Origin of the sequence: Paenibacillus tianjinensis (genome assembly GCF_017086365.1) — a bacterium.
Lineage (GTDB): Bacteria > Bacillota > Bacilli > Paenibacillales > Paenibacillaceae > Paenibacillus_AQ > Paenibacillus_AQ tianjinensis.
On record NZ_CP070969.1, the window covers coordinates 1292038 to 1305352 of the forward strand.

Below are 13315 nucleotides of genomic sequence, written 5' to 3' on the forward strand. Positions count from 1 at the left end.
GAATGCTCCTTTTTTACAGTCAATGAATGTTAAATCATACCAGTTTATTTTGATTGTACTGCTTACCAGGCATAAGCATTCGGAGCGGCACCGCCCGGACCCGGGAAGATTTCATCCAATCGTTTCAGTACACTTTCATCCAGTACAACCTCAAGACAGCGCAGTGCGCTTTCCAGCTGCTCCAGTGTGCGCGGTCCGATAATCGGCGCCGTTACTGCCGGATTAGTCAGCAGCCAGGCAAGGGCGATGTTATCCTGCGGTTCACCGAGATCGCGGCTTAAATCCGCAAATTGCTCCAGCTGATGTTTATGTTGTTCTACACGCTCCGGATTACCCCCGCTGCGGCTGCCCTCAATTTTCTTAAGTGCATTGCGGCCGAGCAGTCCACCGTCCAGCGGGCTCCAGGGAATAACGCCAAGACCAAGGTTCTGAGACGCAGGCAGCACTTCTAATTCAGGTAGACGGCAGGTCAGGCTGTACTTGTGCTGTTCCGATACCAGCCCCAGGAACCCGCGTGCTTTTGCCTCCTGCTGGGCGACGGCAATATCCCATCCGGCAAAATTGCTGGAACCGACATAACCGATCTTACCTTGGCTTACGGCTAGCTCAAAGGCACCCCACAGCTCGTCCCAGGACACTGTACGGTCCACATGGTGCATCTGGTACAGTTCAATGTGATCGGTCTGCAGACGTTGCAGGGATCCTTCCAGATGGCGGCGGATAATGTAGGAGGAGAGACCGCTCTCATCATTAGGCCCGTCAAGCTTATCACTCATAGCACCATAGACTTTGGTAGCCAGCACGACCTTTTCCCGCCGTCCCCCGCCAAGCTTGAACCAGCGGCCGATAATCGTTTCTGTGAGCCCGGAGTTTTCGCCCCATCCGTAAATGTTAGCGGTATCAAAAAAATTTATTCCGGCATCCAGTGCGGCGTCCATCATCCGGAAAGCTTCTTTCTCGTCCGTAATCGGGCCAAAGTTCATAGTGCCCAGACAGAGGCGGCTAACCTTAAGCCCTGACTTACCCAGCTTCGTATATTGCACTTTACCATCACTCCTTTACGATATTGAGTAGCTTCCAAAGATTAACACTAACATACTAATTGTAAACAACTTAAGAAATAAGAGCAAATTTCCTGTAAGCAATCATTATAGGCAATACCTATCACTTTCATAGAATCTATATCTTTGTCCTTTGGCTCCCGTTATGATACAACAATAGACAGAAGAACTATGTCTGCGTGCAGCAGAACATCTAAGGAGTGACGGAAATGAGCGAGGTTAAAAAAATCGCCGTAATTGCCGGGGACGGAATCGGACCTGAAGTTGTGGCTGAAGCGGAAAAAGTATTGAAAAAAGCAGAGGAGCTGTTCGGCTACACCTTTGAAACCGAGCATGCGCTGTTTGGCGGAATTGCCATTGATGAGCGGGGAACTCCGCTGCCGGAAGATACGCTGGAAATATGCCGCAGTGCGGATGCTGTACTGCTGGGAGCAGTCGGCGGACCGAAATGGGACAACAACCCGAAGGAGCTGCGTCCGGAAACCGGCCTTCTCGGTATCCGCAAAGCGCTGGGCCTGTTCTCCAATCTGCGTCCGGCAGTAGTGTTCGATTGCCTGAAGGATGCTTCTACCTTGAAACCGGAAGTGCTGGAAGGTACGGACCTGATGGTTGTTCGTGAGCTGACCGGGGGCATCTACTTCGGCGAGAAGCTTCGCCGTCAGGGCGAGCACGGTGAAGAAGCTGTTGATACCTGCGTGTACAATGTAACAGAAGTGGAGCGCATCGTGCGCCAGGCTTTTGAGATTGCCGGTAAACGCCGCAATAAGCTGGCTAGCGTAGACAAAGCGAATGTACTTGAGACTTCCCGCCTGTGGCGTGAAGTAGTCAACAGAATCGCTCCGGAATATCCGCAGGTGGAGCTGGAGCATGTGCTGGTTGATAACTGTGCGATGCAACTGCTGCGCCGTCCGTCGAGCTTCGACGTCATTGTTACCGAGAACATGTTCGGAGACATCCTGAGCGATGAGGCAGCGATGCTGACCGGCTCGATCGGCATGCTGGCTTCAGCATCACTGGGTGAAGGCAGCTACGGCTTGTATGAACCGGTACACGGCTCAGCGCCTGACATTGCCGGCCAGGGCTTGGCTAACCCGATTGCGACTATCCTGTCGCTGGCGCTCATGTTCCGCATGACCTTTGGCTATGAGGATGCCGCAGCGGCAATTGAAGCCGCTGTAGCTGAGGTGCTGGATGCAGGACACCGCACCAGTGATATTGCTGTCGATAAGAGTAAAGCCATCAGCACGACTGAAATGGGCGATCTGATCGTTGCTGCAATCCGTAAAGCGTAAATCTACCACTGCAGTCCTCCTTTGACGCAGAAAAACAGAAAACTTCACAAAATGTTGCTTATTTATAATAATTATAAAAAAGTAATGAGTGTAATATTGACTTTAATTTGGTGCGATGATACCATTTGGTCTATAGCAATAAGTAAGTGACCAACACATTTAATCAAGAAAAGCATATTGCCTCAGCTCCCTTAAGGGCTGCTATGAGTGGTTGTTTTTCTTACATAATCAAAGGAGGATTTAAGCAATGGCAGAACGTTTGGTAGGTAAACAGGCTCCGGACTTCACAATGGAAACAGTTTCGGGCGACGGTAAAGATTTTGGTAAGGTAAGCTTGTCCGACTATCGCGGCAAATGGCTTGTATTCTTCTTTTATCCGCTCGACTTCACCTTTGTATGTCCTACAGAAATTACAGCACTTAGTGATGCAGCAGCTGACTTCGCGGCACTCGATACTGAGATTCTCGGCGTGAGCATTGACTCCATCCACAGCCACAAAGCATGGATCACTACACCAAAAGACTTGAATGGTCTGGGACCAGTGAACTTCCCGCTGGCTTCGGACATTACGAAGAAGGTTGCCAGTGATTACGGCGTCCTGATCGAAGAAGAGGGTGTAGCCCTTCGCGGATTGTTCATCATCGATCCTGATGGCGAACTGAAATATGAAGTGGTTAACCATAATGATGTAGGCCGCAGCGTAGAAGAAACGCTCCGTGTGCTGCAGGCTCTGCAATCAGGCGGTCTGTGCGCTATGAACTGGAAACCGGGCGACAAGAACCTGTAAGGGCTGTCTGCTCTTTGAGAGAATGATGAAAACCTCCTTGCGGGAAGATTTCCCGGCGAGGGGGTTTTTTGCAACAAAACACCAGTTTCTGGCAGTGATGTCGTTTAAAAATAGGCGGAGCGGTTAATATATAGCCTAAAAGGAGAGGAATCTCCGGCAGGTTATTGTAATACAATAATACGAAATCAATGGAACATACCCAAGGAGGGTGAACAAAAATGAGCTTTTGCTGTGGAGCGAGTATGGTCGGAACGAAGGGAACCCTTAAACATTATCGCACGCAAGTCCATAATGTTCCCCTGCTTTTTTGCCCGGTCTGTCACCGGGTAGAGGTACATTACAAAGTCGAGAACGAGTATGAGATTCTGGCGGAATATGCTCATGGCGATGGAGTTAGCGACGTTGATTTTCAGGACTATGTAATGGAAGACGAAGAGGCGATCTTCGAGAATGTCATTAATATGGAGAGCGAAGATCCGCTGGCGATTGTTCGCAGTCAGATTGATATGGCTCTTGACCTGCTGGGCGTAGCCAAGCAGATTGGTGACAGCAAATGGGAGCGAGAGCTTAAGAAGCGCCTCGCAGTAATGAGCCAGCGCCGCCATCGCCTCCAGCAAAAAGCTTAAGGTCATTATTTTAATGCAAATAAGTTCCGGATATAGTCTGTTACCAAAGCCTTCGCTACGGCTGCGAAGGCTTTTTGATATATCTTAGAGTAGAATTATGCGGGGAAATGCAACCTGAAGCCGCGTTATAGGCGGCTTATTGCATTAGTAATAATATTTACTATGCCTTAAGAATCATTTTAGCAAGTTTTTTGCCATTCGACAGTTTCTCTGATTGCGTTGTCTTCTTCTCTTGGATATGATTGGAATATAGTTGAAACGGTTGGATAATATAATACGATTTCCGAATGTTCTGGCGGCTTCGTCATATACTCATTTACATAGTAATTTGATGTCGCTTAAGCGTCTACGCCAAATGCAGTAAAAGGGGGAACTTCGTATCGTGATAAGCCAATATCAGGAAAGCTTGATTTTACCGGCAAGAATGTTTCAATCCGTATCAATGAAAACCACATATGAAGATGTACTAGAGCACATTGAGAGTGGAATTATGCTTTTTGATGAAGAAGGGGTTCTGGTTTTTGTAAACAAGCAGATGTATGCTTTCCTTGAATTAGCTCGTCATTCACTCCTAGGCTGCACTATGACTCATCTGCTGGCGAATATTCAGCTAAGCCGTTTAAAAAGAAAGCAGGTGCTGCGAGCTTACCGCGAAATGGTGAGAAAAAACAAACCTACTTATGAATTCATAGATGAATATGGCCGTTATTGGCGGGCCACCCTGCGCTCAGGCGAGCAAATGAAGGGAAGCTATTTGTTTATCCTGAAAGAGATTTCCGATTATAAGCTGATTGAGCAGACCGCTTATCAGAACGATAGCCTGGCCATGCTGGGCAAATTATCCGCTTCAATCGCCCATGAGATCCGTAATCCTCTGACAGCCATTCGCGGATTTATCCAATTACTGCATCCGCATCTGCATCAGCTGGGTAAAGAGGAATACGCGAAGATCATTCTGGCCGAGATTGACCGCGCTAATGACATTATTCACGAATTTCTGACGTCATCTAAACCTTCTGCCCCCCAAGTCAGCATGATTCCTGTGTCGGCATTACTGAAAGAGGTCGTATTGCTTACGGAGAGTGAAGCCTTAATGAAGGGCTGCCAAATCAATCTCCATCCGCTTCAAGGCGATATGATCATTTCCGGTGATGCCAAGCAAATGAAACAGGTAGTGCTGAATATAATAAGAAATGCAATGGAAGCGATTACAGAGCGCTCGGATGATTATATTGGCAAGATTGAGGTTGGGGCCCGCAGAGAAGGTGCAGAGGTCCGCATCTTTATCTCTGATAACGGCAAAGGGATGGATCTGTGCACACTCGACAGATTGTTTAATCCATTCTTTACCACGAAGGAAAACGGGACGGGGCTCGGTCTGTCCGTTAGTGACCGGATTATCAAGAATCATGGGGGCTGCATTTCGGTCAGCAGCAGAGTCAACGAAGGGACCCGTTTTGTCATTTCCCTGCCGCTGATTCAATAGCGGGACTGCAGGCTGATTTTTCAGAACCCATGCGATATAATAAGAAATGCTAAAAGGCTGATTCCTGTGATGCACGGCTTAGTGCGGGAAGTCAGCCTTATCTGCGTTCTGATAGCGGATATGGTTATAGGAAGAACGGCTGGAGGGAAGTATATGATCATTGAATGGAACAGCGGCGGTTCATCTGCTGCCATAACAGGCGATGCCTTATGTGTTATTGTATCCGAAGCCGAGCTGGAGCGCGGCAGTATGCCGGCAGCATGGAAGTCGAGAATAGAGCCACTGGCCCAAGCAGGACTTTTTACAGGGAAGCTAAATCAGACCTATCTATTGGCCGCCGGAGATCTGCCTAGTCATTCTCTTGTCATTTTAGCGGGAAGCGGAATAGGAATGCCGAATGCAGATGAAATAAGGGTGCTGGCTGCACAGGTTTCCCGCGCTGCATTTCGCCACAAAATCTCGGTGCTTATCATTCAAGTACCAGAGCTGCTCATGTCTAAGGAGGCTGTAACAGTGGCCCAGATGCTTACCGAAGGCCTTGTGCTTGGGGGCTACCGCAGGAAGCATTACAAGCAGGAACAGCCTCCTTATAGAGGACTGACCTCTGTGGTGTTTCGTACGGAGCAGCAAACGGGGGAAGCGGTCAATCATAGCTGGAATCAGGGGATACAGCGGGGTTTGGCCTTTGCCGAAGCGACGAATCTGGCCCGCGATTTGACGAACCTTCCCGGCAATTTGCTGACACCATCCACTCTAGCGGCGGCAGCCATTGAAGTGGCTGAGCGTCATGGCCTTCCGGCTGAAGTGCTGGATGAACGTGAAATGGAACAAAAAGGGATGGGCGGCCTGCTTGCTGTCGGGAAGGGCAGTGTGCATCCGCCGCGGATGATAGCTATTCGTTACCAGGGAACCGGCGACTGGGAGAATGTCATAGGGATTGTCGGCAAAGGAATTACCTTTGACACAGGCGGAATTTCACTGAAAAGAGCGCCAGGGATGGAAGATATGATCAGTGACATGGGCGGGGCGGCAGCTGTACTGGGTGTCATTGACGCGCTGGGCAGATTGCGGCCGCGGGTTAATGTGGTTATGGTCATCCCTGCTGCTGAAAATATGCCCTCGGCTGCTGCCTTTAAGCCAGGGGATGTAATAACCTCTCTTAGCGGAAGAACAGTTGAAGTGCTCAATACCGATGCGGAGGGAAGAATAGTACTCGGGGATGCGTTGACCTATGCCATGGAATGGGGGGCAGAACGCATCATTGATGTAGCCACACTTACTGGTGCGGTGCTATCGATTTTGGGGGATATTGCTACCGGTGCTGTCACTAATGACGAGCCGTTTTTACAGGAGCTGCTGGCTGCTTCCAGGTTGTCCGGAGAGAAAATCTGGCCGCTGCCGGTGTATCCTGAATTCCGTGAAATGCTGAGAAGTGAAGTAGCGGATATCCGCAACGCAGCCGGAAGATTCGGAGGTGCCACAACGGCAGGCTTATTTATCGGTGAGTTTGCTGAAGGGCGGCCGTGGATTCACCTGGATATTGCCGGAACAGCCTTCCTGTCCAAAGAGCGGGGCGTGAACCCCAAAGGGGCAACAGGAGTTATGGTGCGTACGATGCTGGAATATTTAGTGAATTTTACGTGCGGGACAGGATCAGAACAGGCTGCCGCTTCAACCGGAAACTAAGAGGATATCAGACGAAAAGCCGCAAAGCTCCAAGTTTTCAGGAGCTTTACGGCTTTTTGTAATCAAAGTGAAATCGTTAAGGTATGAAGGTCTGATTTAGAATGTTCAGCTGTTCCGTTTAGCCCGCACTTGTGAGGTGAAGGATTGGATACCCTCCATAATCTTATCGCGTGCATTTTTATTTTTTAGCAAATAAGCGGCTCCCAATGCTGCGGTAGTAAATAACGTTTTTTTAGTATTCATGGTTATTCCTCCTTAGGTTGTGGTCTAGCTGCAATTGCTTATAACAAACATACCCGATTACCAAGGAGTTTAAACCTGCTGTATGAAGTTGGCAGCTATAATACCGCTGATTTACAGCTTGCTGTCGGCCGTTCCTGAAGAGCAGGCGAATGGCGAATCCAGCGAAGCAGCCGGGCAGCTTTTGCTTTTATCACAGCCGGCGCAAGCACCTTGTTTCCCTTTTTGAACATGCCGGTAAATCATCCAGCCCGAATAACCGAACACTGCAGCTACAATCACAATATTGACTAACATGGTTTGTCCCCGCTTTCTGCAAGAAAGTCTGCTAATCCAGGCTTTACGACCATCCCAATAAACTTCCGCCTTGGAAAATAATAAATGATACCATATACGCCAGCACCAGGGAGTACCCCATAGAGAAGAAAGTCCACTTCCAGGAAGCTGTTTCTTTTTTAATAACCCCCACAGTGGCCAGGCAAGGAATATAGAGCAGGATAAAGGCCATGAAGCTGATGGAGCTCAGCGGTGTAAATACCTGTGAGATCTGACTTTCCAATCCGGCAGTGTCCGGCGTGTGATAGATGATATTCATGGTGGAGACTACAACCTCTTTCGCAAGGAAGCCGGGAACCAGCGTGGAGCCGGCCTGCCAGGTTCCGAAGCCGAGCGGGTGCAGCAGCGGTGCGATCAGCCCGCCGAATTTAGCCAAAAAACTGTTATCCATGTCCACATTGAATCCGGTGGGCCCGGCATAGGACATCAGCCAGATAATTACGGAACCGGCAAGGATAATGGTACCTGCTTTGCGCAGGAAGCCTTTGCCTTTCTCCCAGGTGCTGCGGCCAAGCGTCTTAAGCTGCGGCATACGGTAAGGAGGCAGTTCAATGATGAAGACGGACGATTCATTCTTGAACAAGTGCTTGGAGAACAGCTTGCACAGGATCAGTGCGAATATAACACCGAGCACATACATGGACATAACTGCCGTTGCCTGCTGGGCCGGGAAGAATACTGCGGCAAACAATAGATAAACCGGCAATCGGGCAGAGCAGGACATGAGCGGCAACAAGAGAGTTGTGAGCATCCGTTCTTTAGGCTGTTCAATGCTGCGTGCAGCCATGATAGCGGGGACATTACAGCCGAAGCCGATAATAAACGGGATAAATGCTTTGCCGTTTAACCCCATCCGTTCCATTGTGCTGTCCATGAGCAGACAGACACGTGCCATGTATCCGGAATCCTCCAGGAAAGAAATCATCAGGAACAGAATAAAAATCTGCGGAACGAAGACAACCACGCCTCCTACCCCGCCGATAATGCCGTCTACAATCAGCGCATGCGTAAATCCTGATGCCCCGATCGTCTGGAGCAGTGAATTAGCACTGTCACTGATGGGGCCGGAAATCCAGCCGTCTACGATATCTGACAAAGGTCCGCCGACCCAGTCAAATGTTGTTTTGAACATTGCATACATAAAAACAAGAAATAGAGGAAGTCCCAAAAAACGGTGGGTCAGAATGGAATCCAGTTTTTCCGTCAGATTATGCGGCTTCTGGGCTGTTGTATCCACTGCCTCAAGACATATCGAATGAATGTATTCTTTACGGGTTGAACGAATCCATTGCGGCAGCGTCAAGGCCAGCTTCTTGTTCTGCAGCTCGGTTTGGCAGGTATCGCAGATTTCCAGCAGCCGGCTGATATTGATGCGTTTACTCAGCAGCTCGAGCACCACCGGATTCTGTTCCAGCAATTGAAGAGCAACCCAGCGGTGGTTCGGTAAATCAGCAGTTTGCTGCAATTCATGCTGAATGGCCGCGATGGCCTGCTCTACGAGCTCTCCATAATGGAGCTTAAAGGTTACTGCAGGTATGCTCGATGTTTTTTCCAGGATGCTCAGTACTTGTCCGCTGCCTTTGCCGGTTCTGGCAACCAGCGGCAGTACAGTAATGCCTAAATGCTTTTGCAGGATCTCAGGATTAACATAAATGCCGCGGGCTTTAGCGACATCGATCATATTGAGGCCGAGTACGGTCGGCTTGCCATATTCCAGCAATTGCAGGGTCAGCAGCAGATTCCGTTCCAGCTGTGATGCATCCACAATGTTAACGAGCGCTTCCGGCGACTCATCGATCAGATACTGCGCGGCAACGCCCTCATCACGGGAAAGGGGGTGCAGGGAGTAGATTCCAGGTAGATCGATCAGCTTGCCTGCGCCATTCTTCAGGCTGCCCACCTTTTTCTCAACGGTTACGCCAGCCCAGTTCCCTACATATTCATAGGAAGAGGTTAATGTATTAAAAAGTGAGGTTTTTCCGGTGTTGGGATTACCTACGAGTGCAATGGAACTCATGAAACATTCACCTCAATCATGGAAGCTTCCTTCCGGCGAATCGCGAACAATTGCCCGTTACACTCCAGTGTAATCGGACCCAAGAAGGGGCCTTTTCCTTTTAGACGGATCATAACGCCTTCGGACACCCCAAGATCTGCAAGACGGCGTCGCAGGATAGGGTTCATACCTTCAATTCTATAAATAGAGCCTGTCGAGCCCGGTTGTAGGCGCAGTAATGAGCAGGATGTAGAGGCCATTTTAATCCCTCCAATAGAGACTGATAATCAATCTCATTTACTTTCTTGTACTGTAGCAAATTTTAATAAATTTTGCAGTGATTTATGTCATAGCTTACATGTGCTAAAAACAGTTATGGAGGAGAACAGAAATAATCTTTACATTTTATTCTTCACTACAGTATGATTGTACGATAATGATTGCATAGTAATCTTATGCTGGCGGAAATAATGTAGGAAATGTTGAAGGGAGAAACAAAATGGTGAAGAATAATCAAAGCAAAATTGTCGATTGCACGATTCGTGATGGAGGACTCGTCAACAACTGGGATTTTAGCGTAGAATTTGTGCAGAATCTGTATGCCGGTCTGAATGAAGCCGGTGTTGATTATATGGAAATCGGTTATAAAAACTCTCCCAAGCTGCTAAAAGGGGCTGAAGATGCAGGCCCATGGCGTTTCCTGAATGATGATTTCCTGCGCAAGGTTATTCCCCAAAAGGGAAACACCAAACTGTCGGCGCTGGTAGATATCGGGCGGGTGGACGAAAATGATATTCTGCCGCGCAGCGAGAGTATGCTTGACCTGATCCGTGTAGCCTGCTACAGCAAGGATGTCGACAAAGCGCTGCAGCTGGTGCAGACTTTCCATGACCGCGGGTATGAAACAACCATTAATATTATGGCTCTGTCCAATGTGATGGAGAATGAGCTGCTGGAAGCCTTTGAAATGATCCGCGAAAGTGTCGTTGATGTTGTTTATATTGTAGATTCTTACGGCAGTCTTGATCATAACGACATGAAATACCTGGTGGACAAGTTCAAAACCCATCTGCCTAACAAACGTCTGGGCGTACATACGCACAACAATCTGCAGCTGGCCTTCTCCAATACTCTTATTGCGGCTGAGCTGGGAGTAGAACTGCTGGATGCCTCCTGCTACGGAATGGGACGTGCCGCCGGGAACTGCCCGACTGAGCTGCTGGTTACCCACTTGAAGAATACCAAGTATACGCTGCGTCCGGTTCTTGATATTATCGAGCGTCTGATGATTCCGCTCTGTGAGAAAGAAGAGTGGGGATATATCATTCCATATATGATCACCGGCACTTTGGATGAGCACCCGCGCTCAGCGATGGCGCTCCGTTCATCAGAGGATAAAGATAAGGCTGTCGATTTCTATGACAAGCTGACAACGCCTGAGGTTAGCTTCGGAGATAAATAATCGTCTTCATACAAAAGTGCCGACCTCTGCCTCAGAGGGAGGTGCTTTTTCTTTTAAATATAAGTGGTGAGTGTAACTTTACAGGACATTACAGCCGATATTTAAATGTAGGGCTCAAATCATTCATTCATCTATATAGTAGATATCATTTTTTTAGACGCGAGGGACTTATGAGACAAGAAGAGAGAAAGACAATCCAAGCGGCGATTATAGGGGCCGCACTGTTCCTTCTAATTCAGATTTTCCGTACACCGCTTAGTCACATCGAGAATCAGGATGTACTGCTAGCACTCTATCTTATTATCGGCTGCTGCAATATTGCTTTTGGTTTTGCGATTTTTGCCCAAGGATGGCTGTTTTTCTCCGACAAATTATCCAGAGCAAGACTTTATACCTCCGCTTTATTTTTAGGAGTATGCATCTTTGATTTTCTACACACCTTAAGTTTTGTAGGAATTCCTGCAATATCTTCTATTATCAGCACGAATCAATCCCTTTGGCTGCTTACCTTTTCGCGTCTGGCCAGCGCATTCGGCATACTGTTTATTTTCAGCAAGGAAGACCAGCCTGTATCTGTAACGGGTAAAAAAAAGGTATTCGGTGTATCGCTCGTACTGATTGCCCTTTCGCTGTCGGTGCTGATCTTTAGCCATTCCATTGCTCAGGGATTTCCGGCCTATTCCTGGGTAAACACGATGAAGCATCTGGTGGATATGGCGGTGTTGTTTGTCTATCTGCTTAGTGTCGGCATTATTGTATACCCGGGCAGGGTTGAGAAATCAGCCTCTCTGCTCATTATTATCCGTGCCCTGATCTTTTTCGCCTTGAGTCAGGTATTCTTCATGAACCTGTTAAGTGTCGGGGAGATGGATTATCTCTTTGGAATGCTCAGCAGCGGAATAGCTTATTATCTGATGCTCACCGGGGTCTACCGGCTGACAATCGATGAACCTTACCATGAGAATCAGCAGGCGGAAGCACGGATTAACTATTTGGCGTATCACGATGATTTGACAGGTCTTCCGAATAGAAGGCGTCTGATGCAGCGAGTGGAAGAAATGATCGTGCAGAGTGAAAAAGATAAAAGCCGTGGATTCTCGGCGCTTGTCATTATGAATATTAATCATTTTAAAAATATCAATGACTCTTTGGGGCATTTCGCCGGCGATCTGCTGCTGCAGCTTGTTTCGGAGCGGTTTCAAAATGAGGTTCAGGTGAACGAAGAACTGTTCAGTATGGGGGCAGATGAGTTTGCCTTCTTGATGACGGAGCGGACTGGTGTAGAGAGCTGTCTGGTGCGCGCGTCAGAGCTTTTGCGGCTGTTCGAGACTCCAGTGCAGCTGGAATCCGGTGAATATCATATCTCTCTTAGCCTTGGGATGAGTATCCACCCCGGTGATGGGGATACCGCGGAGCAGTTGATCCAGAATGCGGATACGGCTGTCCATAATGCCAAAGAGCAAAACGTGGAGATCCGCCGCTATATACCATCCATGCAGATGAAGGCCAAAGAACGCCTCAAGCTGGAAAACGACCTGCGCCGGGCACTGGAGCGTGATGAATTCTATCTTGTCTATCAGCCGCAGGTACGGCTTGAGACCGAAGAGATTGTCGGGATGGAGGCACTGCTGCGCTGGAATCATCCGAAACGGGGGATGGTATCGCCTGTAGAGTTCATTCCGATTGCAGAAGAGAGCGGGCTTATCGTTCCTATCGGGGAGTGGGTACTCAAAACAGCCTGCCGGCAAAATAAAGAGTGGCAGGCAGTGGGATACCGCCCGATCTGTGTATCCATTAACCTGTCCATGCGACAGTTTCTACAGCCTAATCTGGCCGGTAAAATTGATGCCATCCTGCAGGAGATCGGTCTTGATCCTTGTTATGTGGATTTGGAAATTACGGAAAGCATGACCTTGGACAAGGAAACCGCTTTTGACCAGCTTAACCGCTTGAAGCGGCTTGGCGTATTCATCAGCATTGATGATTTCGGCACAGGCTATAGTTCCTTGCACTATTTGAAGAATATGCCGATTGACCGGCTGAAGATTGACCGTTCCTTCGTCTCTGAAGTGATGGAAGACAGCAATAATGCCGCAATTGTCTCTACGATTACATCCATGGCCCACCACTTGAAGCTGAAGGTTACTGCTGAAGGTGTAGAGAATAAAGATCAGCTGAACTTCTTACGCCAGCAGCATTGCCATGAAGCCCAAGGTTATCTGTTCAGCAAACCGGTAAAAGCCGCAGAATTTGAAACGGCATTCCTGAAGCCATTGCTGGAAGTATCAATGTAAGCGGAGTGGAAAGTCATTAGGGTTGCATTTTATTCATCGGAATGATACA

General features: G+C 48.4%; 12 protein-coding genes. 7 read left to right on the forward strand and 5 right to left on the reverse strand.

What is annotated here, in order from left to right:
- Positions 1–62: 62 nt before the first annotated feature.
- Positions 63–1043, reverse strand: coding sequence for an aldo/keto reductase (locus tag JRJ22_RS05725; RefSeq protein WP_206103615.1), 981 nt, complete (start codon positions 1041–1043; stop codon positions 63–65).
- Positions 1044–1270: 227 nt separating this feature from the next.
- Between JRJ22_RS05725 and leuB the strand changes: the two genes are divergently transcribed.
- The 5 genes from leuB (at position 1271) to JRJ22_RS05750 (ending at position 6938) form a co-directional block, all read left to right on the forward strand.
- Positions 1271–2353: a 3-isopropylmalate dehydrogenase gene (leuB, locus tag JRJ22_RS05730; protein ID WP_206103616.1), complete on the forward strand. Its 1083-nt coding sequence runs from the start codon at positions 1271–1273 to the stop codon at positions 2351–2353.
- Between the two features lie 247 nt (positions 2354–2600).
- Entirely contained in the window at positions 2601–3140 is a 540-nt protein-coding gene (locus JRJ22_RS05735) for a peroxiredoxin (protein ID WP_206103617.1), read from the forward strand.
- Between the two features lie 218 nt (positions 3141–3358).
- A complete protein-coding gene (locus JRJ22_RS05740) occupies positions 3359–3766 on the forward strand; it encodes a hypothetical protein (protein ID WP_054939362.1) in 408 nt (135 codons plus the stop codon).
- A 382-nt stretch (positions 3767–4148) separates the two neighbouring features.
- Positions 4149–5252: an ATP-binding protein gene (locus JRJ22_RS05745; protein WP_408637867.1), complete on the forward strand. Its 1104-nt coding sequence runs from the start codon at positions 4149–4151 to the stop codon at positions 5250–5252.
- A gap of 153 nt (positions 5253–5405) precedes the next feature.
- The gene (locus JRJ22_RS05750; protein WP_206103618.1) at positions 5406–6938 is read left to right on the forward strand and encodes a leucyl aminopeptidase; all 1533 of its coding nucleotides are present in this window, start codon (positions 5406–5408) and stop codon (positions 6936–6938) included.
- Between the two features lie 105 nt (positions 6939–7043).
- Here the strand turns inward: JRJ22_RS05750 and JRJ22_RS05755 are convergent, their stop codons facing one another.
- The 4 genes from JRJ22_RS05755 to JRJ22_RS05770 all read right to left on the reverse strand — a co-directional run bounded on the left by JRJ22_RS05755 (position 7044) and on the right by JRJ22_RS05770 (position 9770).
- A complete protein-coding gene (locus JRJ22_RS05755; protein ID WP_167347598.1) occupies positions 7044–7181 on the reverse strand; it encodes a hypothetical protein in 138 nt (45 codons plus the stop codon).
- A gap of 111 nt (positions 7182–7292) precedes the next feature.
- Positions 7293–7475, reverse strand: a complete 183-nt coding sequence (locus tag JRJ22_RS05760; protein WP_206103619.1) for a FeoB-associated Cys-rich membrane protein — start codon at positions 7473–7475, stop codon at positions 7293–7295.
- Between the two features lie 43 nt (positions 7476–7518).
- Positions 7519–9531: a ferrous iron transport protein B gene (gene feoB / locus JRJ22_RS05765; RefSeq protein WP_206103620.1), complete on the reverse strand. Its 2013-nt coding sequence runs from the start codon at positions 9529–9531 to the stop codon at positions 7519–7521.
- The gene (locus JRJ22_RS05770) at positions 9528–9770 is read right to left on the reverse strand and encodes a FeoA family protein (RefSeq protein WP_232381039.1); all 243 of its coding nucleotides are present in this window, start codon (positions 9768–9770) and stop codon (positions 9528–9530) included. Before JRJ22_RS05770 ends, feoB begins: the two co-directional genes overlap by 4 nt.
- A gap of 239 nt (positions 9771–10009) precedes the next feature.
- Between JRJ22_RS05770 and JRJ22_RS05775 the strand changes: the two genes are divergently transcribed.
- Positions 10010–10972, forward strand: coding sequence for an aldolase catalytic domain-containing protein (locus JRJ22_RS05775; protein WP_206103621.1), 963 nt, complete (start codon positions 10010–10012; stop codon positions 10970–10972).
- A gap of 170 nt (positions 10973–11142) precedes the next feature.
- A complete protein-coding gene (locus JRJ22_RS05780) occupies positions 11143–13266 on the forward strand; it encodes a bifunctional diguanylate cyclase/phosphodiesterase (protein WP_206103622.1) in 2124 nt (707 codons plus the stop codon).
- Positions 13267–13315: the final 49 nt, after the last annotated feature.

Coding starts and splice junctions, on each gene's coding strand:
- JRJ22_RS05770 (WP_232381039.1), bottom strand. CDS start 9,770: ATGGCCTCTACATCCTGCTCATTACTGCGCCTACAACCGGGCTCGACA.
- JRJ22_RS05780 (WP_206103622.1), top strand. CDS start 11,143: ATGAGACAAGAAGAGAGAAAGACAATCCAAGCGGCGATTATAGGGGCC.
- feoB (WP_206103620.1), bottom strand. CDS start 9,531: ATGAGTTCCATTGCACTCGTAGGTAATCCCAACACCGGAAAAACCTCA.
- JRJ22_RS05740 (WP_054939362.1), top strand. CDS start 3,359: ATGAGCTTTTGCTGTGGAGCGAGTATGGTCGGAACGAAGGGAACCCTT.
- JRJ22_RS05735 (WP_206103617.1), top strand. CDS start 2,601: ATGGCAGAACGTTTGGTAGGTAAACAGGCTCCGGACTTCACAATGGAA.
- JRJ22_RS05750 (WP_206103618.1), top strand. CDS start 5,406: ATGATCATTGAATGGAACAGCGGCGGTTCATCTGCTGCCATAACAGGC.
- JRJ22_RS05775 (WP_206103621.1), top strand. CDS start 10,010: ATGGTGAAGAATAATCAAAGCAAAATTGTCGATTGCACGATTCGTGAT.
- JRJ22_RS05760 (WP_206103619.1), bottom strand. CDS start 7,475: ATGTTAGTCAATATTGTGATTGTAGCTGCAGTGTTCGGTTATTCGGGC.
- leuB (WP_206103616.1), top strand. CDS start 1,271: ATGAGCGAGGTTAAAAAAATCGCCGTAATTGCCGGGGACGGAATCGGA.
- JRJ22_RS05755 (WP_167347598.1), bottom strand. CDS start 7,181: ATGAATACTAAAAAAACGTTATTTACTACCGCAGCATTGGGAGCCGCT.